General features: G+C 70.8%; 22 protein-coding genes, 4 tRNA genes and 2 pseudogenes. 16 read left to right on the top strand and 12 right to left on the bottom strand.

All coding sequences use genetic code 11. From position 1 onward, the window contains the following. Nucleotides 1-105 precede the first annotated feature (105 nt). A complete protein-coding gene (gene dxs / locus AC2W7E_RS02135) occupies nt 106-2,046 on the top strand; it encodes a 1-deoxy-D-xylulose-5-phosphate synthase (RefSeq protein WP_485988445.1) in 1,941 nt (646 codons plus the stop codon). 28 nt (nt 2,047-2,074) lie between these two features. Here the strand turns inward: dxs and AC2W7E_RS02130 are convergent, their stop codons facing one another. Both AC2W7E_RS02130 and AC2W7E_RS02125 read right to left on the bottom strand, forming a co-directional pair. Beyond that, the gene (locus AC2W7E_RS02130) at nt 2,075-3,517 is read right to left on the bottom strand and encodes a glycerol-3-phosphate dehydrogenase/oxidase (protein ID WP_485988444.1); all 1,443 of its coding nucleotides are present in this window, start codon (nt 3,515-3,517) and stop codon (nt 2,075-2,077) included. Then, nucleotides 3,514-4,122, bottom strand: coding sequence for a TetR/AcrR family transcriptional regulator (locus AC2W7E_RS02125; RefSeq protein ID WP_485988443.1), 609 nt, complete (start codon nt 4,120-4,122; stop codon nt 3,514-3,516). Before AC2W7E_RS02125 ends, AC2W7E_RS02130 begins: the two co-directional genes overlap by 4 nt. Before the next feature lie 20 nt (nt 4,123-4,142). On the opposite strand from AC2W7E_RS02125, the gene AC2W7E_RS02120 reads away from it, so the two are divergent. From AC2W7E_RS02120 to AC2W7E_RS02110, 3 genes are read left to right on the top strand one after another with little or no spacing between them, the layout of a single operon-like run. Next, entirely contained in the window at nt 4,143-5,774 is a 1,632-nt protein-coding gene (locus tag AC2W7E_RS02120; RefSeq protein ID WP_485988442.1) for an FAD-binding oxidoreductase, read from the top strand. 1 nt (nt 5,775) lies between these two features. Continuing rightward, nucleotides 5,776-6,690 (top strand): YegS/Rv2252/BmrU family lipid kinase, encoded by a 915-nt coding sequence (locus AC2W7E_RS02115; RefSeq protein ID WP_485988441.1) that lies wholly within the window; start codon nt 5,776-5,778, stop codon nt 6,688-6,690. Beyond that, nucleotides 6,680-8,344: a GMC oxidoreductase gene (locus AC2W7E_RS02110; RefSeq protein WP_485988440.1), complete on the top strand. Its 1,665-nt coding sequence runs from the start codon at nt 6,680-6,682 to the stop codon at nt 8,342-8,344. Before AC2W7E_RS02115 ends, AC2W7E_RS02110 begins: the two co-directional genes overlap by 11 nt. Here AC2W7E_RS02110 and AC2W7E_RS02105 read toward each other — a convergent pair whose 3' ends face one another. From AC2W7E_RS02105 to AC2W7E_RS02090, 4 genes and pseudogenes are all read right to left on the bottom strand, one after another. Then, nucleotides 8,345-10,486, bottom strand: coding sequence for a 3-hydroxyacyl-CoA dehydrogenase NAD-binding domain-containing protein (locus AC2W7E_RS02105; RefSeq protein WP_485988439.1), 2,142 nt, complete (start codon nt 10,484-10,486; stop codon nt 8,345-8,347). It abuts the gene before it with no gap. After that, nucleotides 10,483-11,687, bottom strand: a pseudogene (locus tag AC2W7E_RS02100) (thiolase family protein). The gene AC2W7E_RS02105 and the pseudogene AC2W7E_RS02100 overlap by 4 nt, the downstream one beginning before the upstream one ends. A 73-nt stretch (nt 11,688-11,760) precedes the next feature. After that, on the bottom strand, nt 11,761-12,954 hold the full coding sequence (locus AC2W7E_RS02095) for a ribonuclease D (protein ID WP_485988438.1): 1,194 nt from the start codon (nt 12,952-12,954) through the stop codon (nt 11,761-11,763). Beyond that, the gene (locus tag AC2W7E_RS02090) at nt 12,947-13,528 is read right to left on the bottom strand and encodes a DUF3000 domain-containing protein (RefSeq protein WP_025103557.1); all 582 of its coding nucleotides are present in this window, start codon (nt 13,526-13,528) and stop codon (nt 12,947-12,949) included. The genes AC2W7E_RS02095 and AC2W7E_RS02090 overlap by 8 nt, the downstream gene beginning before the upstream one ends. Nucleotides 13,529-13,553: 25 nt before the next feature. On the opposite strand from AC2W7E_RS02090, the gene AC2W7E_RS02085 reads away from it, so the two are divergent. After that, complete coding sequence (locus AC2W7E_RS02085; protein WP_025103556.1) at nt 13,554-14,711, top strand: alpha/beta hydrolase family protein; 1,158 nt, start codon at nt 13,554-13,556, stop codon at nt 14,709-14,711. On the opposite strand, the gene AC2W7E_RS02080 is transcribed toward AC2W7E_RS02085, so the two are convergent. Beyond that, nucleotides 14,695-15,126 carry a SufE family protein gene (locus tag AC2W7E_RS02080; protein ID WP_025103555.1) on the bottom strand — a complete coding sequence of 144 codons (432 nt, stop codon included), beginning with the start codon at nt 15,124-15,126 and terminating at the stop codon, nt 14,695-14,697. The two genes, AC2W7E_RS02085 and AC2W7E_RS02080, sit on opposite strands and share 17 nt — an antisense overlap. 18 nt (nt 15,127-15,144) lie before the next feature. After that, on the bottom strand, nt 15,145-16,038 hold the full coding sequence (locus AC2W7E_RS02075) for a sulfurtransferase (protein WP_485988437.1): 894 nt from the start codon (nt 16,036-16,038) through the stop codon (nt 15,145-15,147). A 144-nt stretch (nt 16,039-16,182) separates the two neighbouring features. On the opposite strand from AC2W7E_RS02075, the gene zapE reads away from it, so the two are divergent. The 4 genes from zapE (at nt 16,183) to AC2W7E_RS02055 (ending at nt 19,675) form a co-directional block, all read left to right on the top strand. Next, a complete protein-coding gene (gene zapE, locus AC2W7E_RS02070; RefSeq protein WP_025103553.1) occupies nt 16,183-17,220 on the top strand; it encodes a cell division protein ZapE in 1,038 nt (345 codons plus the stop codon). Nucleotides 17,221-17,354: 134 nt separating this feature from the next. After that, complete coding sequence (locus AC2W7E_RS02065; protein ID WP_025103552.1) at nt 17,355-18,593, top strand: ammonium transporter; 1,239 nt, start codon at nt 17,355-17,357, stop codon at nt 18,591-18,593. Between the two features lie 309 nt (nt 18,594-18,902). Continuing rightward, the gene (locus AC2W7E_RS02060) at nt 18,903-19,205 is read left to right on the top strand and encodes a type II toxin-antitoxin system PemK/MazF family toxin (protein WP_485988436.1); all 303 of its coding nucleotides are present in this window, start codon (nt 18,903-18,905) and stop codon (nt 19,203-19,205) included. A gap of 83 nt (nt 19,206-19,288) precedes the next feature. Continuing rightward, entirely contained in the window at nt 19,289-19,675 is a 387-nt protein-coding gene (locus AC2W7E_RS02055; protein ID WP_303709152.1) for an SPW repeat domain-containing protein, read from the top strand. Nucleotides 19,676-19,735: 60 nt separating this feature from the next. Here AC2W7E_RS02055 and AC2W7E_RS02050 read toward each other — a convergent pair whose 3' ends face one another. Next, nucleotides 19,736-19,909, bottom strand: a complete 174-nt coding sequence (locus AC2W7E_RS02050; RefSeq protein ID WP_153244978.1) for a hypothetical protein — start codon at nt 19,907-19,909, stop codon at nt 19,736-19,738. Between the two features lie 111 nt (nt 19,910-20,020). Beyond that, complete coding sequence (locus tag AC2W7E_RS02045) at nt 20,021-20,446, bottom strand: GIY-YIG nuclease family protein (protein WP_126893134.1); 426 nt, start codon at nt 20,444-20,446, stop codon at nt 20,021-20,023. Between the two features lie 103 nt (nt 20,447-20,549). Between AC2W7E_RS02045 and AC2W7E_RS02040 the strand changes: the two genes are divergently transcribed. Continuing rightward, on the top strand, nt 20,550-21,515 hold the full coding sequence (locus AC2W7E_RS02040) for a TIGR03885 family FMN-dependent LLM class oxidoreductase (RefSeq protein ID WP_485988435.1): 966 nt from the start codon (nt 20,550-20,552) through the stop codon (nt 21,513-21,515). Continuing rightward, nucleotides 21,512-23,175 (top strand): annotated as a pseudogene (locus AC2W7E_RS02035) (alpha-amylase family protein). Before AC2W7E_RS02040 ends, AC2W7E_RS02035 begins: the two are co-directional and overlap by 4 nt. A 52-nt stretch (nt 23,176-23,227) precedes the next feature. Here AC2W7E_RS02035 and AC2W7E_RS02030 read toward each other — a convergent pair. Further along, nucleotides 23,228-23,300 (bottom strand) — tRNA-Val (locus AC2W7E_RS02030). Nucleotides 23,301-23,451: 151 nt separating this feature from the next. Here AC2W7E_RS02030 and AC2W7E_RS02025 point away from each other — a divergent pair. From AC2W7E_RS02025 to AC2W7E_RS02005, 5 genes are all read left to right on the top strand, one after another. Then, nucleotides 23,452-23,524, top strand: a tRNA-Gly gene (locus AC2W7E_RS02025). 52 nt (nt 23,525-23,576) lie between these two features. Beyond that, nucleotides 23,577-23,647 (top strand) — tRNA-Cys (locus AC2W7E_RS02020). Between the two features lie 27 nt (nt 23,648-23,674). Continuing rightward, nucleotides 23,675-23,749: transfer RNA gene (locus tag AC2W7E_RS02015), tRNA-Val, on the top strand. A 206-nt stretch (nt 23,750-23,955) separates the two neighbouring features. Then, nucleotides 23,956-24,276, top strand: a complete 321-nt coding sequence (locus AC2W7E_RS02010; protein WP_025103546.1) for a hypothetical protein — start codon at nt 23,956-23,958, stop codon at nt 24,274-24,276. 172 nt (nt 24,277-24,448) lie between these two features. Then, nucleotides 24,449-24,778 (top strand): DUF7882 family protein, encoded by a 330-nt coding sequence (locus AC2W7E_RS02005; protein ID WP_062634442.1) that lies wholly within the window; start codon nt 24,449-24,451, stop codon nt 24,776-24,778. 75 nt (nt 24,779-24,853) lie between these two features. Here the strand turns inward: AC2W7E_RS02005 and AC2W7E_RS02000 are convergent, their stop codons facing one another. After that, nucleotides 24,854-25,327 (bottom strand): DUF4383 domain-containing protein, encoded by a 474-nt coding sequence (locus tag AC2W7E_RS02000; RefSeq protein ID WP_085607600.1) that lies wholly within the window; start codon nt 25,325-25,327, stop codon nt 24,854-24,856. Nucleotides 25,328-25,396: the final 69 nt, after the last annotated feature.

The raw sequence follows: 25,396 nt of genomic DNA, 5'->3' as shown, positions 1-25,396 counted from the left end.
GTCAAGGGTCTCCCGCCCTCGGGGGATTCCCGGCTCCGAGCGGTAGGATCGGGAAGACGTCCGCACCCGTTCGGACGCTCTGCCGAGGCCTGTGAGGAGGCGCAGATGCCCATTCTTCCGAGCATCTCTGGACCGCGCGATCTTGATCGGCTCTCGCCGGAGCAACTGGAAGAACTTGCTGCGGAGATTCGGGCTTTCCTCGTCGAGAACGTCTCGCAGACGGGTGGGCACCTCGGTCCCAACCTCGGTGTCGTGGAGCTCACGATCGCCCTGCACCGTGTGTTCTCCTCGCCGGACGACCCCTTCATCTTCGACACCGGCCACCAGTCCTATGTCCACAAGATCCTCACCGGCCGCCAGGACTTCTCGAAGCTGCGCGTCCGGGAGGGGCTCGCGGGCTACCCGCAGCGCGCGGAGAGCCCGCACGACGTCGTCGAGTCCTCTCACGCCTCCAGCTCGCTGAGCTGGGCCGACGGCGTGTCCCGAGCGCTCACCGCGACCGGCCGTGCGGACCGACACGTGGTCGCGGTCGTCGGCGACGGCGCGCTGACAGGCGGCATGACGTGGGAGGCTCTGAACAACATCTCCGACGACAACGACCGCAACCTCGTGATCGTCGTCAACGACAACGGCCGCTCCTACGCGCCGACCATCGGCGGCATGTCCCGCTTCCTGAACCGGGTCCGCACCGCGGCGGCGTACAAGGATCTCCACCACAAGTCCGATCGCCTCTTCCGCGCGTTCGGGCCGGTGGGTCGAGCGGTGTTCCGCGGAGTGCGCGGCGGCACCCACGGATTCCTCTCGCGGTTCACCAACAACGAGGCCCTGTACTCCAACCTCGACATCAAGTACCTCGGTCCCGTCGACGGCCACGATCTTCCGGCGCTGCTGGAGACCCTGGAGCTGGCGAAGTCCTACGGCGCACCCGTCATCGTGCACGCGATCACCGAGAAGGGCCGCGGGTATCAGCCGGCCCGCGACGATGAGGCCGACCAGTTCCACGCGGTCGGCAAGATCGACCCGACGACGGGGGAGACGCTGTCCTCGGGCGGCCGCGGGTGGACCGACGTCTTCTCCGACGCCCTCGTGAAGGTCGGCGAGCGCCGCTCGGACGTGATCGCCATCACCGCGGCGATGCTCCGGCCCACCGGCCTCGCCCCCTTCGCGGAGCGCTTCCCCGACCGTGTCTACGACGTCGGCATCGCCGAGCAGCACGCGGTGGCCTCGGCCGCCGGACTCGCGTACGGCGGCCTGCACCCGGTCGTCGCCGTGTACGCCACGTTCATGGGACGGGCGTTCGACCAGGTGCTCATGGACGTCGCGCTGCACCGCGCGGGCGTGACCTTCGTGCTCGATCGGGCCGGCGTCACGGGTCCCGACGGCCCGAGTCACCACGGCATGTGGGATCTGGCCATGCTGCAGATCGTCCCGCACATCCGCATCGCGGCGCCCCGTGACGGTGCGCGTCTGACCGAGGCGCTGGACGAAGCGGTCGCCGTCGAGGACGCTCCGACCGTCATCCGCTTCCCGAAGGGCGACGTCTCCGCCGATCTGCCGGCGCTCGAGCGCCTCACGGACGGGGTGGACGTGCTGGCGCGTGGCGAGGGCGAAGACGTCCTCATCGTCGCCATCGGCCCGTTCGCCGCGCTGGCCGTCGACGTGGCGGACCGGCTGCGCGCCCAGGGCATCGGCGCCACCGTGATCGACCCGCGGTGGGCGATCCCGGTGCAGCCCTCGGTGGTCGAGCTGGCGGCGCGGCATCGCCTGGTGATCACGCTGGAGGACGGCATCCGCGTGGGTGGCATCGGCACCCGCGTGCGGCAGGTGCTCCGCGAGGCGGGGATCGACACGGCGGTGGACGAGCTGGGCCTTCCCGACGAGTTCATCGACCACGCGTCGCGCGATCAGATCCTCGCCGACGCCGGTCTCACCGCCTCGAAGATCGCCCAGGACGTCGTGGCGCAGGTGCTGGGCACCCGCATCCCGAAGGCCCGCCACGCCGGTGAGACCGGCGCGATCGAGCTCCCGCTCCACGAGCGTCACTGACGGAGGATCCCCCGGCGTCCGCTGCCCGTCAGGGCAGGTCGGCGAGGGTCTCGGCGACGATCCGCTCCACCGCCGGAAGGGCTCGGGCGCGGTCGTCGGAGACGAGCCCGATCCGCGTGCGGCGGTCGAGCACATCGGCTGCGGTCATCGCGCCTTGCGAACGCACAGCGTGCTCGACGGCGGCGCGGGAGAGTGCGCCGCCCTCGACGACATCGCCCGGTGCGGAATCGTCGATCAGGCGCAGGGTCGCGGTGCCACTGGGGCCGGCGCGGAGGCCGTACTGCCGCACCGCCAGGTCCACGGCGTCCTCGGCCATCCGCCGGTAGGTCGTCAGCTTGCCGCCGAGCACGGAGATCACCCCCGATGCGGAGGCGCGCACGAGATGCCGACGGGAGACGTCCGCGGTCTCTGCCGCTCCGGTGTCGACGAGCGGGCGGAGGCCGGCGAAGGCTCCGCGGACGCGGTCCCGCGCCACCGGCACCGCGAGCAGGCGGTTCAGTGTCTCCAGGAGGAAGCCGATCTCGGCCTCGGTGGGCTCGGCGACGGAGGGGATGGGACCCGGCGCGTCGACATCGGTGAGACCGACGAGGACACGCCCGCCGCGCTGTGGCAGGGCGAACACGTAGCGGCTGATGGAACCTTCCAGCGGGATGGTCAGCGCCGCGGCCGGATCGCCGAGATCCGCGGCGTCCAGGACGATGTGGGTGCCGCGGCTCGGGCGCAGGGTGAGGCCGTCGTCGAGGGTCGCCGCCCACACCCCGGTGGCGTTGATGACCGTCCGCGCCCGGATATCGATGCGTTCCCCGGTGAGCGTGTCCGTCGCTGCAGCGCCGTCCGCGTGCAGCCGCTCGGCGCGGACCCTGGTGAGGATCCGCGCGCCGAGACCGGCCGCCGTACGCGCGACGGCGACGACGAGGGCGGCGTCATCGGATAGCTGGCCGTCGTACGTGACCATGCCGCCGCGCAGTCCGCGGGGGTTCAGGGCGGGGAACAGGCGCAGTGCCCTCGCGGTCCCGACGGGATGCGGCCCGGGGAGGGTCTTCGCGCTCGTGCGCGCCTGCAGCCGGAGGAGGTCGCCCATCGCCATCCCCGCCGCCCCGGCCCCCCGCTGGCGGCCGCTCACGCCGGGGGCGAACGGGAGCAGCTGTCCGAGCGGACGAATGAGGTGGGGCGCGATCACCGACATCAGGAGATGCCGCTCCCGCGCACTCTCGCGCGCCGTCGCCACGTCGCCCGTCGCGAGGTACCGCAGGCCGCCGTGGACGAGCTTCGAGCTGAACCGGCTCGTCCCGAAGGCGAGGTCCTCCGCCTCGATCAGGGTCACCCGGAGACCGCGCGACGCGGCGTCCAGGGCCACGCCCGCCCCGGTGATCCCGCCGCCGACCACGAGGACGTCGCAGGTGCCGTCCGCCGCGGCGGCGAGATCGCTTCGGCGGCGGGCCGCGTGGAGGGCGGTCGGGGCGGAGGTCATGGCCGGAGGTGGCCGTCCAGCGCGGCGCGGAGCTCGCGTTCCCAGGCCTTCTCGTCGATGAGGTCGGCCACCGTGCCGTGCGACAGCACGGCGGACTGGGCGATCAGGAGCAGCATGACGGCGATCTCGCCGGGATCACCCGCGCGTACCGAGCCCTGGGCCTGCGCCGCCGCGATCGCGTCGGCGAGCCACTGGAGGATGAGTCGCTGGCTGGACCCCACCCGGTGCAGGGTGTAGCGCGTGAACGCCTCGGGTTCCTCGTCGAGGAGGTGGCCGTACACGGGGTCGGCCCGGAACAGGGAGGTGAATCGCAGCACGTCCGCAACGAGCGCGTCTCGGGAGCCGGTCGTCGCGGGGAACCGGCTGAGGAGGTCGGCGACCCGCCGGAGGAGCGCGGAGCGGACGACGTCGTCGGCATCCCGCCACGTCCGGTAGATGGTGGGCCGGCTGCGACCGGAACGACGCGCGAGGGCGGCGATCGTCACCCCGTGGACGCCGGCGCGGACGAGCAGTTCGTCGGCGGCGTCGAGCACCCGGCGTTGCGTGGCGTCCCAGGTCGGCGCGAGGATCTCCGAGCGCACGGCGAGCGGTTGACGTTCTTCCATGATGTGTCACACTGTAACCCATGGAGCAGGCGAACGGCAGAGGGGCCGACAGGCCCGAGATGCGCTGGGACGGCTGGGGCGATCCGGACCGGGCGAAAGAGCTTCCGCTCGCAGTGCGCGGCCTGCTGCCCCTGCTGCTGGGCCGCGTTCCCCGTCCGCCCCGTCCGCCGGCGCTGGATGACGTGCGGGTGCGGCCCTCGCGACTGACCGCGGATGATCGCGACGCGCTGGCGGCGGTGGTCGGCCCCGATGCGGTGGACGTCACGACGTCGGTGCGCCTCCGGCACGCCGGAGGACGCTCCACCCCCGACCTTCTGCGACGACGGCATCCCGAGCAGGATGCGCCCGACGCCGTGGTGTTCCCTGCGGACCACGACGCCGTGCGCGCCTGCCTCGCGCTGGCGGGGGAGCGCGGGATCGCCGTCATCCCGTTCGGCGGAGGAACGAGCGTGGTCGGTGCGCTGGATCCGGAGACCGGCCGGCATCGTGCCGTCGTCAGCCTGGACCTGCGTCGACTCTCCGGGCTGCTCCACCTCGACCCGCTCAGTGGTCAGGCGACTCTCGCGGCGGGCACGACGGGACCGGAGGCCGAAGCGCTGCTCGGCGTCCACGGGTTCGAGCTCGGGCACTTCCCGCAGAGCTTCCGCTACGCCACGATCGGCGGTTTCGCCGCCGCCCGATCCTCCGGACAGAACTCCGCGGGCAACGGGCGTTTCGATGCGATGGTGACGGGGATCCGGGTCGCGACGCCCACGGGGGACCTCGACCTCGGCCGCGCACCGGGATCGGCTGCCGGCCCCGACCTCGTCCGCCTCTTCCTGGGCTCTGAGGGGATCTTCGGCGTGATCACCGAGGTCCGGGTCCGGGTGCATCCGGTGCCGACGGTCCGGATCTTCGAGTCGTGGACCTTCCCGGACTTCGACCGCGGCGCCGATGCGCTGCGGCGGGTGGTGCAGCAGGGTGCGGGTCCCACGGTCATCCGCCTCTCCGACGAAGCCGAGACCGCGGTGAGCCTCGCCCAGGTCGGCCGGATCGGGAAGGCTCTCGCGAAGGGAGCCGGCGTCGTGACGGTGTTCGAGGGCGAGGACGCCTCCGGCCGCCGGGACCGGACCGCCGCGATCCTCGCTGCGGCAGGCGGCCGCAGTGCCGGCACCGGCGACGCGGAGGAGTGGGCGGCGGGACGATTCGACGGTCCGTACCTGCGCGACGCTCTGCTCGACGCCGGGGTGTTCTGCGAGACGCTGGAGACCGCGACGACCTGGTCGAACCTGCGCACTCTGAAGGAAGCGGTCGAGGCGGCCCTGCGGGACGGCTTCGACGCCGCGGATGCCCGCTCATACATCATGTGTCATGTCTCCCACGTGTATCCGACGGGCGCCTCCCTCTACTTCACGGTCCTCGCCGGGCTGCGACGGGAGCCCCTCGGCGCGTGGGCGCTCGTGAAGGGGAAAGTGAACGACGCGATCCTCGCGAACGGCGGGACCATCAGCCACCATCACGCCGTGGGTCGCGATCACGCCCCGTGGCTCGCGGAGGAGATCGGGGACACCGGCATGCGGATCCTCACCGCCGTGAAGCGGGAGCTCGATCCCCGCGGCATCATGAACCCGGGCGCCGTCCTCGCCGATGTCCCGACCGGGACGACCGTCTGAGATGGGGCACATCGCGGTCTTGTCGAACCCGCTGTCCGGCAAGGGCCGCGGGCAGCGGGTCGCGGACGACGCGCTCGCTCACCTCCGACGGCGCGGGGCGGACGTGCGCGTGTACGCCGGGCGTTCGGCTGCCGACACGAGGCGGCTGGCCGTAGTGGCCCTGGACGCGGGACCGGACGGACTCGTCGTCGTGGGCGGCGACGGCACCCTCTCGGGCATCCTCGAGGTCGTGTGTGCGGCGGGTGTCCCGGTGACGGTGGTTCCCGCCGGGACCGGGAACGACCTGGCGCGCGCCCTCGGGCTGCCGCGCGCGGACGTGTCGGAGGCCGTGGAACTCGCGCTGACCGGCGTGCCCCGCGCCATCGACGTCGGCGAGGTGCGGACGTCGACGGGCACCTCCCTCTTCCTCACCGTCGCGGCGCTGGGCTTCGATGCGCGAGTGAGCGACCGCACCAACCGCCTCCGCTGGCCCTCCGGCGCGCTGCGGTATTACCTCGCACTGCTGATCGAGCTCATCCGGCTGCGTCCGTTCGACTTCACGATCCGCGTCGATGACGGCCCGGAGACGGCGGCCCCCGGCACGCTCGTCGCGGTCGGGAACACCGCGAGCTACGGCGGGGGGATGCCGGTGTGCATCGGCGCCGCCCCGGACGACGGCGCCCTCGACATCGTCGCCGTGGGTCCGCTCGGCCGCCTCCGCCTGGTGCGACTGTTCCCGCTCCTCCTGCGCGGGACGCACCTGGCGCGCCGGGAGGTGCGGCACGTCCGGGCCCGCACGGTCACCGTCGCCGCCCCGGGACTCGTGGCCTACGCGGACGGCGAGCGTGTCGGCGAGGAGACCTGCACGATCTCGATCCGCGCGGGGGCACTGATCGTCATGACCCGGGCGGAGCGGAAGGACGCGCATGTTCGATGAGGACGTCGTCATCGTCGGTTCGGGCTTCGGCGGCTCCGTCGCGGCCCTCCGGCTCACGGAGAAGGGCTACCGGGTCCGCGTGTTCGAGGCCGGGCGGCGATTCGCCGACGAGGACTTCGCGAAGACCAGCTGGGACGTGCGTCGCTACCTCTGGGCCCCGGCGCTCGGGTGCTTCGGGGTGCAGCGCATCCATCGGCTGCCGCACGTCATGATCCTCGCCGGTGCGGGCGTGGGCGGGGGGTCGCTCAACTACGCCAACACGCTGTACGAACCGGGCGCGGCGTTCTTCGCCGACCCGCAGTGGGCATCGATCCGGGACTGGCGCACCGCGCTCGCCCCGCACTATGCCACAGCCCGGCGCATGCTCGGCGTGGTGGACCGCTATCCGCACGACGGACCGGTCGAGCGGATCATGGCCGGAGCCGCCGAGGACCTCGGGGTGGGCGCGACGTTCCGCCGCGCACCCGTGGGCGTGTGGTTCGGGGAACCGGGGAAGCGGGTCGCCGATCCGTTCTTCGGCGGCGATGGGCCCGAGCGCACGGGCTGCACGCTCTGCGGGAACTGCATGGTCGGCTGCCGCGTCGGCGCGAAGAACACCCTCGTGAAGAACTACCTCGCCCTGGCCGAGCGCCGCGGGGCGGTCATCGAGCCGCTGCGCACCGTCACCGAGGTGCGCGAGCTGCCGGGCGGCGGCTTCTCCGTCAGGACACGACGCAGTGGTGCCTGGTTCCGGCGGCGTGAGCAGACCGTCACCGCGCGAGAGGTCGTGCTGGCGGCGGGGACCTGGGGCACCCAGCAGCTCCTCCATCGGATGAAGGCGTCGGACGCGCTTCCGCGGATCTCCGACGCCGTGGGCCGGCTCACCCGGACGAACTCGGAGGCCTTGGACGGCGCCGTCGCCGTCCGGGTGCCGGAGCGGGTGGAGCTGGCGCGGGGCGTGGCGATCACCACCTCTTTCCACGTGGACGACCGCACCCATGTCGAGAACGTCCGCTACGGTCCGGGATCCAACCTCATGGGCGCTCTCGCCACCGTGCTGGTCCCCGGCGACCGCGCCCTGCCGGGCCGCCTCGCCGCACTCGCGGGGCAGGTGCTGCGCCGACCCGTGCAGGCCCTCCGCCTCGCCTCCCTCCGGCGCTGGAGCGAACGGGGGATCATCGCGCTCGTCATGCAGACCGCCGACAACTCGCTCACCCTGTCCCTGCGGCGTCGCCTCGGGCGGACGCGGCTCACGAGTGCCCAGGGGCATGGCGCGCCGAACCCCAGCCACCTGCCCGAGGCGCATCGCGCCGCCCGAGCCATCGCCGCGCGTCTGCAGCGTGAGGGCGGGGTGCCCACGGCGGCGCGCGGCTCCTGGCCCGAGGTCTTCGGGATCCCGCTCACCGCGCACTTCCTCGGGGGAGCGGTGATCTCCGGTGCGCCGGAGGAGGGTGTCGTGGACGAGTATCAGCGCGTCTGGGGGCACCCCGGGCTGCACGTCGTCGACGGCGCCGCTGTGCCCGCGAATCCGGGGGTGAACCCGTCCCTGACCATCACCGCCCTCGCGGAGCACGCGCTGTCGCACTGGCCGCGCAACGGCGAGCCGGATACCCGTCCGACGCCGCGGACGACACAGGGGGCCACGCCCACGGCGCGACCCCCTGCGGAGAGCTGATCAGCGGTTCTGGATGCCGCGGATCTGCGGGGTGTGGAACGAGCCGCCGAATGCGCGCTCGGAGGCCCCCTCGCGGTCGAGGTACGGCGACGCCCCACCATCGATGAACGGCCAGCCGGCGCCGAGGATGAGGCACAGGTCGATGTCCTCGACCTCCGGCACCACGCCCTCGTCGAGCATCAGCTTGATCTCGGTCGCGAGACCGTCCTGCACGCGCTGCAGGATCGTGGCCGCCGACGCCGGGCTCTTGCCGACGGCGGACGCCAGGACCTTCTCGGCCTGCTTCGTCCAGCCGACCACACGGCCGCCCTTGTCCTTCTCGACGACCTGGTCGAGCTCGGCCAGGGCGTGGAAGTTCTCGTTCGCGTAGAAGCGGTCCGGGAACGCGCGCACCATCGTGTCCTGCACGTGCGCGGCGACCTTCCAGCCGACGAGGTCGATGAGCTGGAAGGGGCCCATCGGCAGGCCGAGCGGCGCGAACGCCTTCTCGACGTCGGCGATGGGGGTGCCCTCGTAGACGGCGCGCGCCGCCTCGCCCATGACCTTCGCGAGCAGACGGTTCACCACGAAGCCCGGGGCGTCGGCGGTGAGGACCGCGTTCTTGCCGAGGTTCTTGGCGACGACGAACGCCGTCGACAGGGCGGTGTCGGCGGTCGCCGGCGTCTTCACGATCTCGATCAGCGGCATGACCGCGACCGGGTTGAAGAAGTGGAAGCCGACGAGCCGCTCCGGGTGGGAGAGCTTCGCGCCGATCTCCTCGACCGAGAGCGACGAGGTGTTCGTGGCGAGCACCGCGTCCTCCGCGATGATCTTCTCGATCTCGCCGAAGACCTGCTGCTTGACGCCGACCTCTTCGAAGACCGCCTCGATGACGAAGTCGCAGTCCGCGTAGAGGCTCTTGTCGGTCGTGCCGGTGACGAGACCGCGCAGCTTGTTCGCGGTGTCCGCGTCCACGCGGCCCTTGGCCTCCAGCTTGCCGATCTCCTCGTGGATGTAGGCGACGCCCTTGTCGACGCGCGCCTGGTCGAGGTCGGTGATCAGCACGGGCACCTGGAGCTTGCGCACGAACAGCAGCGCGAACTGGCTGGCCATGAGACCCGCACCGATGATGCCGACCTTGGTGACCTTCTTCGCGAGCTCCTTGTCAGGGGCGCCGACCGGACGCTTCGCGCGCTTCTGCACGAGGTCGAAGGCGTACATCGACGCGGCGAACTGATCGCCGGTCACCAGTTCCGCCAGGGCCTCGTCCTCGCGGGCGAAGCCTTCCGCCTTGGTGCCGCTCTTCGCCTTGTCGAGCAGCTCGAGAGCCGCGTACGGCGACTTCGGCACGGTGCCGATCTTGGACTCCAGCATGCCCCGCGCCATCTTGATGGCGATCGGCCACTTGGTGAGGCGCTCGATCTTGCCCGGCTCGTTCTTGCGCACGACCTTCGTGCCGCCGAGGACCGCGTCCGCCCAGGCGAGCGAGTTCTCGAGGTAGTTCGCCGCGGGGAAGATGGCGTCGAAGATACCCAGGTCGAAGGCCTGCTGCGGCTTCAGCATGCGGTTCTGCTTGAGCGGGTTGGAGATGACCACCTCGAGGGCGTTCTCGATGCCGATGAGGTTGGGCAGGAGGTAGGCGCCGCCCCACCCGGGGATGATGCCGAGGAAGACCTCGGGCAGTGCCACGGCCGCGGCCGAGGCGTCGACCGTCCGGTACGTGGAGTTCAGGGCGATCTCCAGCCCGCCGCCGAGCGCCAGGCCGTTCACGAACGCGAACGACGGCACGCCGAGCTCGCTCAGCTTCCCGAGCACCTTGTGGCCGAGCTGGGCGATCAGCCGCGCGTTGTCACGCGAACCGACCTTGCTGATGTCCGAGAGGTCGGCGCCGGCGGCCATGATGTACTGCTTGCCGGTGATGCCGACCGCCTGGATCTCGCCGGCCGCCGCGCGGGCCCTGAGGCCGTCCAGTGTCGCGCCGAGTTCGGTGAGGGTGGCCGGACCCAGGGTGTTCGGACGGGTGTGGTCACGACCGTTGTCCAGCGTGATCAGGGCGAGGACCTTGCCCGATGCGAGGCGGATGTCGCGCACGGGGGAGTGCGTGACGACCTCTCCCTCGGTGAGCGCCTGGATGGGCGAGAAGTCGACGTCGTCGTAGCTCACTTCTTCTTCTTTCCGTCGTAGTGCGGGTTCTCCCAGATGACCGAGCCGCCCTGGCCGAGACCGACGCACATCGCCGTCAGGCCGTAGCGCACGTCGGGGCGCTCCGCGAACTGCGCCGCGAGCTGGATCATGAGCCGGACGCCGGAAGCGGCCAGCGGGTGGCCGACCGCGATCGCGCCGCCCCACGGATTCACCCGGGGGTCGTCGTCGTCGATGCCGAAGTGATCGAGGAGGGAGATGACCTGGATGGCGAACGCCTCGTTGAGCTCGAACAGACCGATGTCGGAGATGTCGAGGCCGGCCTTCTTGAGCGCCTTCTCGGTCGACGGGATCGGGCCGATGCCCATGATCTCCGGCTGCACGCCGGCGAAGGCGAACGAGACCATCCGCATCTTCGGCGCGAGGCCGAGCTCCTTGACGGCGCTGCCGCCGGCGAGCAGCGACATCGTCGCGCCGTCGGTGAGCGGCGAAGACGTTCCGGCGGTGACGCGGCCGTGCGGACGGAACGGCGTCTTGAGGCCGGCGAGGTCCTCCATCGTGGTCTGCGGACGGCGGCCCTCGTCCTCGGTGGCCAGGCCCCAGGCGCCGTCGGCGCCCTTGATCGCGACCGGCACGAGATCCGGCTGGATCTTGCCGGCGTCATAGGCGGCCTGCACCTTCTGCTGGCTGCGCATGCCGTAGCGGTCGGAGCGCTCTTGGTGAGGTGCGGGAAGCGGTCGAAGATGCGCTCCGCGGTGACGCCCATGTTGAGGGCTCCGGGGTCGACCATCTTCTCCGCCACGAAACGCGGGTTGGGGTCGGCGTTCGCGCCGATCGGGTGGTGCCCCATGTGCTCGACACCGCCCGCCAGGGCGAGGTCGTACATGCCCACGCCGATCGAGGCGCCCATGGTCGTCACGCTCGTCATCGCGCCGGCGCACATGCGCTCCACCGCGAGTCCGGGGACGGTCTGGGGGAGTCCGGCGAGGATCGCCACCGACCGCCCGAGGGTGAGCCCCTGGTCGCCGGTCTGGCTCGTCGCGGCGATGGCGACATCGTCGATGCGGTCCGCCGGTACGGCCGCGTTGCGCTCCATCAGGCCGATGGTCGCCTTCACGGCGAGGTCATCCGCGCGGGTGTTCCAGTACATGCCCTTTTCGCCGGCGCGCCCGAAGGGGGTGCGCACTCCATCGACGAAGAAGACGTCCGAGATCTCGGCCACTCTGCCTCCAAGTTAGTGCGGTGGCCTCAGTCTATGAACGGCCGGAAACCGGGAGGAATCGGTTGGATCGAACCTACGAAGCGGTCGCGGACGTGGTGTCCGGCGATTGCGCCGCCTCTACAAAGGCGTCGGCGATCTTCTGTGCAGTCTGTTCAACCTGCCAGGGGCGGGCTCCGAGCGCGGAGAGCGCGGCGCCGATCTCCTCCGCCGTCGTCCCAGGGCCGTCCCACGCGACCCGGCGCAGGTACTCGGGCGTGAGGAGGTTCTCGGTGGGCATGCCCAGCTCCTCCGCGACGGCCTCGACGGCGGGACGGGCGGCCTTCAGGCGGGCGTCCGCCTCCGGGTTGCGGTCGCCCCAGGCGCGGGGCGGCGGGAGTGCGTCGCTGGGCACACGCTCGCGCGGCAGCGTCTCGGCGGCACGGCCGTCGACGATCGCCTGCCACCACCGGTCGAGCTGGGTGCGGCTCGCGCGACCCTGGAACTCCTTGACTCCCGCGAGAGCCTGCTTGGAGGCGGGGTTGGCGAGGACCGCAGCGACGAGGGAGCGGTCGGGAACGAGGCGCCCGGGCGAGATGTCCTGCTGCTGCGCGTACATCTCGCGCGCCTCCCACAGGGCGCGGGCGACGGCGAGGTTGCGGGCGCCGCGCACCTGGTGGAGCCCGCTCAGCCGCCGCCAGGGGTCTTCGCGCGGGGCCTTCGGGGCGCGCGCCAGGGTGGCGGCGAACTCCTGCGCGGCGAACGCGGTCTTGCCCTGTTCTTCGAGCTCGGCGACGAGGGCTTCGCGGACGTCGACGAGGTGCAGCACGTCGAGCGCGGCATAGTCCAGCCAGGAGTCGGGCAGCGGACGGGTGGACCAGTCGGCCGCCGAGTGCTCCTTCTTCAGGGTGATGCTGAGCGTGTCCTCGACGACGGCGGCCAGACCCACCCGGTCGTGACCGAGCAGGCGGGACGCCAGCTCGGTGTCGAAGATCTCCTTCGGCTCCAGGTGCAGCTCGCGCAGCGACGGGAGGTCCTGGCTGGCCGCGTGGAGCACCCACTCGACGTCGCCGATGGCCTCCTGCAGGGGCGCGAAGTCGCCGATCGCGGGCGGGTCGAACAGGAACACCCCGGCCTCGCGCCGGAACACCTGAACCAGATAGGCCCGCTGCGAGTAGCGGAAGCCGGACGCCCGCTCGACATCGACGGCGACCGGCCCGGTGCCTGCGGCGAGCGCAGCGCAGGCGGCACGGAACTCCTCGGTTTCGGAGATCACGGAGTATTCAGTCACGTACAGCCTTTCGCGCGCCGATCACGGCGATGCCCTCGGAACCCGGCGGAAGCCCCGCCAGCATTCCGACCAGCTCGGCCCATGCTTCGACGTGCGGTCGGAACGGGCCCTCCGGAGTCCAGGACGCCCGCAATTCTATCTGTGCGCCGTCGCCCTCGTCGGCGAGGCCCCCGAATCCCTTCGACAGCGTCTTCGTCGACGTGCCGGACGGGGAGTGGTAGATCGCGTCCCGGGAATCCAGCGCGTCCACGAGCCACGACCAGGTGACGTCGGCGAGCAGGGGGTCGGTGCCGATCTCGGTCTCGAGTGGCGCCTGGGCGAAGATCACGATGCGCCAGGCGCCGCCCCAGGCATCCGGCTCGTCCGGATCGTGCAGCAGGATGAACCGTCCGGTCCCGTACACGGAGTCGCCGTCCTCGCCCGGGCGGACGTCGGCGGACAGGGCGATCGCGAAGGGGGCCAGATTCTGGGGCGTGGGGATCTCACGGACCGCGATGTCGTCGCGGAACGCGGTCGCGCGCAGTTCGGCGACGGCGGCGTCGAAGGGCGTCCCGGCCTCGGGGTGTGCGGTCACGGCAACAGGCTAGAGTCGGAAGGCGATGAAGAGTCTCAGGCACGCCGTTGCGATCGTTGTCCCCGCGCTCCTCGCTGTGGGCGCCGCCGTCGGGGTCCTCGTGATCGCGGTGGCGCGCCGGGTCGTCACCCCGTTGCGAAGCCGCATCCAGGACACCGAGATCCTCGCGATCGACACCGGCGCTCAGACGATCGAGCTCCGCCGCACGCTCGACACCGAGCTCCCGGGGCGATACGGCCTGTTCACGACGGGCACCTACGGCTACGTCAAGCTCGGTGCCGTCCTCAGCGCCGACGGCACGACGGTGCGGCGCAAGCTCCTCACGAAGATCGAACCCGGCGCCAGGGTGGACCGAGGTGCGTCCTTCAGCGGCAGCTACTACACGTCGCCGAGCGAGCTGCACCTGCGCTGGGAGAACGTGCTCATCGGCTCTCCGGCCGGGCCGTGCCCCGCATGGTTCTTCCCCGGGGACTCCTCGACCTGGGTCATCCAGGTGCACGGTCGGGGCACGACCAGGGCCGAATGCCTCCGTGCCGTGCCGGTGATGCACGCGGCGGGGCTGCCCACTCTCGTCGTGTCCTACCGCAACGACGGCGAGGCCCCGCGCACCAGAGCGGGCGCCTATGCCCTCGGGGCGTCGGAGTGGCGCGACGTGGACGCCGGGATCGCCTACGCGCTGCGTCACGGCGCCGAGCGGGTCGTGCTGATGGGCTGGTCCATGGGCGGGGCGGTGTCCCTGCAGGCTGCGGTCAACTCCGGCCATCGCGATCGCATCGCGGGCATCATCCTCGAGTCGCCGGTCGTGGACTGGCGCACCGTGCTGCGCTTCCAGGCGCGGGTCGCCCGAGTGCGCGAGCCCCTACCCGCCCTCGCCATGGGGGCGCTGCAGCTGCCGCTCACGGCGAAGCTCAGCGGTGCGGACGAACCCATCCTGTTCGACCGCCTGGACATGGTCGCCCGTGCCGACGAACTGCACGCGCCGATCCTCATCCTGCACAGCGACGACGACGGCTTCGTTCCCGCGGACGCCTCGCACGCCCTGCAGGAGGCGCGGCCGGACCTCGTCACCATGCCGCGCTTCACGGTCGCGAGGCACACCAAGCTCTGGAACTACGACGAGAAGGGCTGGACCACCGCGATCACGGAGTGGCTCGCGGCGCAGGGGCTCAGCGCTTCTGCCTGACCTGGTTCTTGGCGCGCATCAGCATGCCGGTCATGCCGCCGATCCGCAGCGGTGACACGGCCTTGGTGAGCCCGATCGACTGCGGGTAGTCCTCGGGGATCGCCAGCACCTCGTCCGCCGTCAGCCCGGTGAGCCCCTGCACGAGGATGCTCGCGAAGCCCCGGGTCGTCGGCGCCTCTTCCGGAGCCGTGGCGTGCATGGTCACGACGTCGTCGTGGACTTCGACGTAGATGTAGACCGGCGACTGGCACTCCGCGACGCGCTCGCACATCTCCGGATGCGCCGCCACCTCGTCGGAGACGGCGGGCAGCTCGTCCGCGTACTCCAGGAGCAGCAGCAGGCGGTCCGATTCCGGGGTCTCCAGGAATCCGTCGCGGATCTCGGCGAGGGTCTCGGGCAGGGCGGAGGCGTTCATCCCCGCCATTCTCCCACCTCAGACGGTGCCGGGCTCCGTGCCCGCGACGATCGGGACGCGCACCGCGCTGCCCCACTCGGTCCACGAGCCGTCGTAGTTGCGGACGTTCTCGAAGCCGAGGAGGTGCTTCAGCACGAACCACGTGTGGCTCGAGCGCTCCCCGATGCGGCAGTAGGCCACGACGTCGTCGCCGTCCTGCAGCCCGGCGCCGTCCCGGTAGATGGCGTCGAGTTCCGCACGGCTCTTGAAGCCGCCGTCCTCGGCGACCGCCTTCGCCCACGGCACGCTCTGCGCGGTGGGGATGTGGCCGGCCCGCAGCGTCCCCTCCTCCGGGTAGGCGGGAGCCGTGGTCCGCTCGCCGCTGTACTCCTCCGGCGAGCGCACGTCGATGAGCGGGTTGCCGAGGTGGGCGAGCACGTCCTCCTTGTATGCGCGGATGGCCGTGTCGTCCCGCTCCACCACCGGGTACTCCGTGGCGGGGCGGTTCGTCGCCTCGCGGGTGAGCTCGCGGCCCTCCGCGATCCAGCGGTCACGACCGCCGTCGAGGAGGCGCACGTCCTCGTGGCCGAAGAGGGAGAACACCCAGAGCGCGTAGGCGGCCCACCAGTTGTTCTTGTCGCCGTAGATCACGACCGTGTCGTCGCGGGCGATGCCCTTGCGGCTGAGCAGCTCGGCGAAGCCCTCGCCGTCGACGTAGTCCCGCACCACCGGGTCGTTCAGCTCGGTGTGCCAGTCCACCTTCACCGCTCCGGGGATGTGGCCCGTCTCGTAGAGGAGGACGTCCTCGTCCGACTCGACGACCACGAGGCCGGGCTCTCCCAGGTGGGCGGCGAGCCACTCGGTCGTCACCAGGCGGCCGGGCTCGGCGTACTCGGCGAACTTGGGGGAGGAGGAGTCGAACTCGATGGCCATGGGGTCTCCGTAGCGGTGAGCGGGCGAGCGGGCGGTGCGGACGGCGTAGTGTGGATCCGTCCCTTCGACGATAGATCCTCCGCGCGCCCCCGGGACCCGATCCGTAAGACTTCGACACAGGCCGTTGCCTGATTCAGGACCGTGATGACCGACCCGACCACCCGCACCGGAACCGTCCACCTCACCGAGCGTACGCCGACGGTCAGCGGACCCGAGATGCTCGCGAGCCTCGTGCCGCCGCCGCAGTTCGACGACGCCACGTTCGACAGCTACCGGGCGGACCCCGCCTACCCGTCCCAGGAGGAGGCGAAGCAGACGCTGCTCCGCTTCGCCGGACGCGGCGCCCCCGTCAAGCGCGGCGGTCTGTTCAGCCGGGCCAAGAAGGAGCCGGAGCTCAAGCCCGGCGTCTACCTCGACGGCGGCTTCGGCGTGGGCAAGACCCATCTGCTCGCCTCGATCTACCACGCGATGCCTGCCCGACGGAAGTACTTCGGCTCGTTCATCGAGTACACCGCCCTGGTGGGTGCCCTCGGCTACAAGAACACCGTCGACCTCCTCAAGGGCGCCGATCTGCTCTGCATCGACGAGTTCGAGCTCGACGACCCGGGCGACACCATGGTCATGACGCGTCTGCTCGGGGAGCTCGTGCCCACCGGCACCCGGCTCGCGGCCACGTCCAACACGCCGCCGAACGCCCTCGGCGAGGGGCGCTTCGCCGCGCAGGACTTCCTCCGCGAGATCCACGCGATGTCGGACAGCTTCCAGACCCTGCGCATCGACGGCGTCGACTTCCGGCAGCGCGCGATCGACGGTCACGCCGTGGCGCTGGACGATGCCGCCTACAGCGCCGCCGTAGACGCCGCCGCGGCGGACGGCGCCGTTTCGGACGACGCGTTCGACGACCTCATCCGGCACCTGGCGCAGGTGCACCCCTCGCGCTACATCCGGCTCATCGACGGCCTGCACCGGGTGGGGCTGCGGGGCGTGCGCCAGCTCACCGACCAGTCCGAGGCCCTGCGGTTCGTCGCCTTCGTCGACCGCGTCTACGACGCCCAGATCCCGATCCTCGCGACGGGGCTCGGGCTCGACGCCGTGTTCTCCGACGAGATGCTCGCCGGCGGCTACCGCAAGAAGTACCTGCGCGCCATCTCCCGGCTCAACGCGCTCACGCATTCTGCGTAAGCCCGCAGGCCCGCGTAACGCGATGTTCACACGCGGAGGCGGGCTGTAACCGCGGGGAAACAAACCTCACGCATGGGCGAAATCGCCCGTGGTCACACTGAAGCTCTCAACTACTTCGGATGTGAGGTTTTCCTATGGATGCTCCCGGCAACATCTCGTGGGCGATCACCGCGACGGCACTGGTGCTGCTCATGACGCCCGGCGTCGCGTTCTTCTACGGCGGTCTCGTCAAAGCGAAGAGCGTCGTCAGCATGATGATGATGAGCTTCGGCTCGATCGGACTCGTCGCCGTGCTGTGGATTCTCTTCGGCTTCTCGATGAGCGCCGTGGACAGCCCGACGGCCTTCGCGGGCAACCCGTTCGCGGACATCGGCCTGTCCAGCCTCGCCTCGGGTGAGGGGTCGAACGTCGCCCTCCTCAGCGTCGCGTACGGCGCCACCTTCGCGATCATCACCGTCGCCCTCATCTCCGGGGCGATCGCCGATCGGGCGAAGTTCGGCAGCTGGCTGATCTTCGCGGGCGTCTTCGCCACGGTCGGCTACTTCCCGGTCGCTGCCTGGGTCTGGGGCGGTGGCTGGATCATGAACCTCGGCACCACCCTGTTCGGCGAGGACAGCGGCATCGGCGTGATCGACTACGCCGGCGGCACCGCGGTGCACATCAACGCGGGCGCCGCGGCGCTGGCCCTGGCCCTGGTGCTCGGCAAGCGCATCGGCTTCCAGAAGGGCATCCTCAAGCCGCACAACGTGCCGCTGACGCTGCTGGGCGCCGCCCTGCTGTGGTTCGGCTGGTTCGGCTTCAACGCCGGTGCGGAGTGGCTCGCCGAGGACATGGGCGGCGTCGGCCTCATCGGCCTGAACACGCTCGGCGCGACGGCGGCCGCGATCCTCGGCTGGATCCTCATCGAGCGCATCAAGGACGGCAAGCCCACCTCGGTCGGAGCCGCCTCCGGTGCGGTGGCGGGTCTCGTGGCGATCACCCCGGCCTGCGCCAACCTCACCCCCGGGTGGTCCCTCCTGCTCGGCGCGGTCGCCGGCATCGTCTGCGCCCTCGCAGTGGAGCTGAAGTTCCGCCTCGGCTTCGACGACTCGCTCGACGTGGTCGGTATCCACCTCGTCGGCGGTCTCATCGGCACCGTGTACCTCGGCTTCTTCGCGACCGGCACCGGCCTGTTCGTCGGCGGCGACGCCCGCCAGCTCGCCGTCCAGGTGATCGCCGCCGCCGGCGTGCTGATCTACTCCTTCGTGGTCGCCTGGGTGATCGGCTTCGTGATCCAGAAGACGATCGGGTTCCGCATCACGAACGAGGACGAGATCGCCGGTGTCGACCAGGTCGTCCACGGCGAGGAGGGCTACGCTCTCGCGAACGCGTGACGACGGTTAGGGTGACCGTGTGGGCACGACCAGCAACGGCATCCTGAAGACACTCGCGGATCTCCTGCGCCGAGCAGTGGGCTCCCCCCGGGCGTCGCGGACCTCTCCCGGTCCGCGGCGCCCGGACGCGCGTCTGCGGACGGCCGAGGAGCGCGAGCGGCGGTCGGCATCGGATGCCGGCGTCGAGCCGGGACGCGCCCGCGGCACCGAGACCGTGCGGCTCGACGCCGGGCGCATGCCGGCCGTCCGTGTGTCCTACGCGCCGCAGCGGGACGGGCCCCGGATGCGGGCGAGGTCGTCTGGACCTGGGTGCCGTACGAGGAGAACGACGGCCGAGGCAAGGACCGACCGGTGCTGGTGATCGGGCGGCAGTCCTCCGAGCGGGTGTACGCGGTGCGGATGACCAGCCGGCCGCACGACGGCGACCGCGACTACCTCTCGATCGGGAGCGGGGAGTGGGACGGGCAGGGCCGCGAGTCCTGGGTCGACATCGAACAGCTCTACAGCGTCCACGAGCGTGGTCTCCGCCGGGAGGCAGCGGCCCTGGACCGTACCCGGTACGCCCGGGTCGCTGCGGCGCTCCAGCGGCGATACGGGTGGGCACAGAGCTGAGGCGGATGCCGCGTTCCCATCCGATGGGGGCAGGGCTCCGAACCTTCCTGTGAGTCGCCGCCGGCGGCACCCAAGGAGGAATCATGCGTTTCATCCCCACCAAGGTCCATGGAGTTCTCGACTACGTCGTCGGAATCGCTCTGATCGCCGCGCCCTGGCTCTTCGGCTTCGCCGGCATGGGCGGAGCCCCCGTCGTCATCCCGATCGTCCTCGGCGTCGGCCTCATCGTCTACAGCCTCTTCACGAAGTACGAGTGGGGTCCGTTCGGTCTGATCCCCATGCCCGTGCACCTCGTCTTCGACATCGTCGCGAGCCTCTTCCTCGCCCTGTCGCCGTGGCTGTTCGGCTTCGCGGGCGAGGCGCTGAACGTCTGGCTCCCGCACGTCGTCGTCGGTGCCGCCGTCATCGTCGTCGTGCTGTTCTCCCAGCCGCAGCCGCAGAGCACCCGCGGACGCACCGCGACTGCCTGACGCCGGACACGACGAGGGGCGACCGGATGCCGATCCGGTCGCCCCTCGTCGTCGCGAGGACTACTCCTCGTCGTCGGCCTCGGCCTGATGCTCCTGCTGCTGCTCGGTGTCGACCTGGGCGGGAGGCAGATCCTGCAGGAACTGGCGGTCGCTGTTCGGGTCGCCGCTCCCGTCGCCGGCGAGCGGATCCTGCGCGCTGACGTCGTCGGCGGGGATGTTCTCTCGTCCGTTCATGTCCGGTCCTCTCACGCGGGGCGCCGGGTGCGCCCGTTCATCGGCGAGTCTGCCTGCCGTCCGCGAAGGACGGGATCCCCTGGTGCGATCCGGCGCGTGGTGATAGGCGGCTCAGCCCCGGAGAGCGGCGCTGAGCCAGCGGGCGTACTGGTGCCAGGGGTCGCCGTCCTGCTGCAAGCGGGCGATGTGAGCGCGGATCTCGGGCGTCAGGGTGAACCACTCGCCGCCTTCGCGCGCGGAGGCGAACTCGCGGTGACGCTGCTGTTCGCGCACCCGGTCGCCCCGTTCGAAGGCGAGGAGCTCGTCATGACGGATGCTCGCGAGTCTGCGCCGTGGCTGCCTGCTCGTGCCAATCTTCACCCTGCGGTCGTACCGGAGGTAGTACACGACGTCGATCCGCGGGAACGGCAGGTCGGGGTCGGGGGAGTCCCCATAGCGCCAGCCGCAGAGCGCGCAATGCCAGGCATCGTCCGTCCGCAGCCCGGTGAGACCGCCGCAGAGCGGGCAGGGTCCGGGGAGAAGGCGGGGTTTCGGCACCGGTGCAGCTTACGTCCGCCCTCGGACATCGGCCGTACCTGCCAGTACCCGGCGCTTCTGTCAACCACTGCCGTGGGGCGTCGTCGCTTGCCAGACTCGGCCTATGGTCTTCATCGGATTCCACGCCTCCCATGAGCAGATCCCGCCCAGCGCCTTGCTCGACGCGGTCGTCAGCGCGGAGTGGGCCGGCTTCGACGGGGCGATGTGCTCCGATCACCTGGCCCCGTGGCTGCCCGAGCAGGGGGAGTCGGGATTCGCGTTCAGCTGGATCGCCGCGGCGCTGGCCCGCACCCGCTTCCCGATCGGCATGGTCAACGCGCCGGGACAGCGATACCACCCGGCGATCGTCGCACAGGCCTTCGGGACGCTGGAGGAGATGTTCCCCGGACGGTTCTGGGCCGCGCTCGGCAGCGGGGAAGCCATGAACGAGCACGTGACCGGCGACGTCTGGCCCGCCAAGGACGTCCGGAACGCGCGGTTGCGCGAGAGCGTGGACGTGATCCGCCGGCTGCTGGCCGGAGAGGAGGTCGACCATGACGGTCTCGTGCGCGTGCACCGCGCGCGGATCTGGACCCGACCGGCGCAGCCGCCACCCCTCTTCGCCACCGCCGTCAGCCCGGAGACCGCGGAGTGGGCGGCCGGGTGGGCGGACGGGCTCGCGACCGTCGCCCAGGAGCCGTCCGCGCTCCGGAGGGTGGTCGAGGCCTACCGCTCGGCCGGGGGACAGGGGCCGTGCATCCTGCAGACCCACGTGAGCTGGGGCGCCGACGACGCCGAGGCGTACGCGACCGCGAAGGAGCAGTGGCGGCAGGGGGTCGTCACCCCGCCGCTCGCGTGGAACATCGAGCAGCCGGAGGACTTCGACGCCGCGGTGGGCGAGGTCGACGAAGCGGGGCTGCGCAAGGCGGTCCTCGTCGATCATGACGCCCGTTCCCTCGCGGGACGACTGGCGGAGCTCGTCGGCATCGGCTTCGACCGGATCTACCTGCACCACGTGGGCCGCGAGCAGACCGGGTTCCTGAAGGCGGCCGCCTCCGAGATCCTGCCCGCCCTGAGGGAGCGCACATGAAGATCACCGACACGAGCGACCTCTGGTGGAAGACGGCCGTCGTCTACTGCCTCGACGTGGAGACCTTCCTGGACGCGGACGGCGACGGCGTCGGCGACCTCCGCGGCCTCGCGCAGCGGATCGACTACCTGTCGCAGCTCGGTGTGACGTGCCTGTGGCTCATGCCGTTCTATCCCTCGCCCGACCTCGACGACGGCTACGACGTCAGCGACTTCTACGGCGTGGACCCTCGTCTGGGCACCCACGGCGACCTCGTGGAGGTGATCCGCACCGCCCGCGACCGCGGCATCCGCGTGATCGTCGACCTCGTCGTCAACCACACCTCCGACCGTCACCCGTGGTTCCGCGCGGCGCTCCGCAGCGTCGACTCGCCCTATCGCGACTACTACGTGTGGCGGGACGATGCACCGCCGAAGGGCGAGAAGAACACGGTGTTCCCCGGGCAGGCCGACGGGATCTGGACGAAGGACGACAAGTCGGGGCAGTGGTACCAGCACAGCTTCTACGAGCACCAGCCCGACCTCAACATCGCCAACCCCGTGGTCCGAGATGAGATCGCGAAGGTGATCGGGTTCTGGCTGCAGCTCGGCATCTCGGGGTTCCGGGTCGATGCGGTGCCGTTCCTCCTCGAGGTCCCGAAGACGTCCGACCTCCCCGACCCGCACGAGCTGCTGCGCGACATGCGGCGCTTCCTGCAGCGGCGGTCCAGTGAGGCGATCCTGCTGGGCGAGGTCAACCTGCCGTACGAGGAGCAGCGGGCGTACTTCGGGGGTGCGCACGGCGATGAGCTGACCATGCAGTTCGACTTCGTGGCGATGCAGGCGCTCTATCTGTCGCTCGCCCGCCGCGATCCCGCGCCACTCGTTGAGGCGCTCACGGCCCGCCCGGTCCTCGGGCCCGAGGTGCAATGGGCGAACTTCCTCCGGAACCACGACGAGCTCACCCTCGACAAGCTGAGCGACGCCGAGCGCGAGGAGGTCTTCGAGGCCTTCGCTCCGGACGAGCGGCAGCGGGTGTTCGGGCGCGGGGTCACCCGGCGCCTCCCGCCGATGCTGGAAGGCGATCCCCGGAGGATCCGGATGGCCTACAGCCTGCTCTTCACCCTCCCCGGAACCCCGGTGCTGTTCTACGGCGAGGAGATCGGGATGGGCGAGAACATCGCCATCGAGGGGCGGCAGGCCGTGCGCACCCCGATGCAGTGGTCGGCGGATCGCAACGGCGGCTTCTCCGACGCGCGCCCCTCCCGGCTGGTCGCGCCGGTGCCGACGGACGGGTACGCGCCCACGCACGTGAACGCCGCCGCGCAGCTCGAGGACCGGGGATCGTTGCTGCACTTCATCCGCGACCTGACCGCGCGCTACCGGGTGTCGCCGAGCTCGGGTGGGGGATGTTCCGCGTCATCGACCAGCCGCAGGACGCCCTGCTGGTGCACTCCCTGGAGGCGGATGTCGGGCGCACGATCGCCGTCCACAACTTCGCGGAACGGCCGGCGACGACGCGGTTCCGACTGGGGGAGGAGCCCGCGGGCACGACCCTGGTCGACCTCCTCGACGCGCGGCGCGTGCCCCTCGACGACGACGGCGGGGTGGAGCTGGAGCTTCCCGCGTACGGCTATCGGTGGCTGCGGGTCTCGCGACCGGGGGACGGCAGGGTCCTGTGACCGGTGGAAACACCGAAGGCCCCGGATGATCGGGGCCTTCGGAGGGATTCTGTGGGCGATACCGGACTCGAACCGATGACCTCTTCCGTGTGAAGGAAGCGCGCTACCAACTGCGCCAATCGCCCATACCCGCGGGGTACGTCAACCGATACTACCCGACCCGCGAGCGCCTCGATGACCAGTCGGGGAGACACGCGCGAGATTCGCCACGGGTTTGGCGGAGCGCGGATCATCGGCTAATGTTTCATAAGTGCCCGGGACAACCGGGAACGAAATGCGGATGTAGCGCAGTTGGTAGCGCACAACCTTGCCAAGGTTGGGGTCGCGAGTTCGAGTCTCGTCATCCGCTCGAGTGCAGTAGATCTTCTCGAAGATCGGCGGCACGTGGGGTCAATCCACACGGTGGCGTGGCCGAGCGGCTAGGCACCGGCCTGCAAAGCCGTTTACACGGGTTCGAATCCCGTCGCCACCTCACGGGAAAACTGAATAGCCCCAACGGGCGCGATTGGCGCAGCGGTAGCGCGCTTCCCTGACACGGAAGAGGTCACTGGTTCGATCCCAGTATCGCGCACCACCTGAAACCCCCGGTTCTGCCGGGGGTTTTTTCTTGCCCGCGGGGCATCCTCCCCTCTCGCGGCGTCGCAGATCCGCGCGAGGTCGCAGCCTCACGGCGGAGCCCTGCGACCTCGGTGCGAATCTGCGTGTCTGCGCCCTCGGGATCGAGTTCGAAGATGTGTTCGAATATCGGTATCCTGGAAGAGGCCGGAGGAAGGAGCCGGTGTGGGGAACTCGGGTCGCGCGCTCTCCGCGTACAACGACATGCGGTCGCAGCATCAGGCCATCGAGGCCGCCGCACGCCGCGGCCCCCTGCAGTCCCTGTCCGATCGCGAGCTCGCCTTGCGCGAGTCCGCCGTCACCGTCTATCCGCACGCGCTCCAGCGGCGGGTGCGGGCGTGGGTGCGGTTCGGCCCGGAGGCGATCCGCGTGGAGGCCAAGGTCGTCCGCTCCACTCCGCTCGCGGCGGGCATAGAGTTCCGTGCCGGCGAGCGCACCTACCGCTGCTGGGTCTGGGGGAATGCCGTGCAGCCGGCGGAGGGGTGACCGGGGAATGGACACCGCTCGCACGAACTGTTCGTTTCCTGTCCGCACAACGGTGTCTTCGTCTTCCCGGGTGCGGTGCCGGTGACAGGGTGGACGGACATCACCACCGGCGATCGACGATCGCACCTCCGTGGGACGAGACCTCGTGGCGATCATCTCAGGAAGGGCGGACATGGGCAGATTCATCTACGACGGAAGCACCAAGGTCGAGGTCGAGGACCGCGCGCTGCGGCATCTGCAGCTGGTGATGACCGCGAAGCTGCGGCGGGGCGAGCCCTTCCCGTACACCTGGAAGGAGGACGCCAGCGTCGGGGGCGGACGGATCACCGTCTGGCTCCACGCCGGGAGTTCTATGGTGTTCAAGTACGTCGGCAGCCGCCAGCCGGAGATCAACCGCGCCTGGGTCGACGCGCTGGCGTACACGGCGAACTCGCCCGGTGGTCTGTATCTCGTGCCGGAGCCCGCCGGGAGCGCCGTCACAGGCAACCTGGACCTGTCGTAGGGCAGGGGACGATGACAGCCGGGACGCCCCCTCCGCGAGGCGAGGAGGAGGCGTCCCGACGTGGTGCACCGAGCGTCAGACGCGCGCGGCGCCTGCGCCGTTCCGCGGGACGCGCGGCTCTCGACTGACGAAGATGCCCAGCAGCACCATGCCGATCGCGAGACCGAGGTGGAGCCAGTTGTCGGCGTTGTTCACCGGCAGGAAGTTCAGCTGCTCGTTGCCGACCGCGATCAGGCCGTACAGCCAGACGACGAGGTATGCGAGCCCGCCGATGATGAGGTAGAGGCGGGAGGCGCGCGGCGAGGCGGCGAGCGCGATGCCCGCGACGGCGAACAGGAGGTGCACGACGTTGTGCAGGACCGAGACCTGGAAGAGGCCGAGGAGCAAGGCCTCCGATGCTGCTCCGGCACCGTGCAGGTGTTCGGCCGAGTGGGTCAGCCCCGGGATGAAGCCGGCGATGCCGACGATGAGGAAGACGATGCCGACGATCAGCGCCGTCTTCTGGATCGGTGTCTCGGCGTAGCGGGTGGTGCGGGTGGTGTCGCTCATGATCCCCTCCAAGGTGGGTGCGGTTGCCCGAAGGTAGAACCCCTGGGCGCGGGCTGAGAGGGCATTGAC

It is taken from the genome of Microbacterium sp. CFSPD4_SD4 (assembly GCF_057364585.1).
The sequence above is the reverse complement of the archived record's forward strand: the minus strand, read 5'-3'. Positions and strand labels throughout refer to the sequence as shown.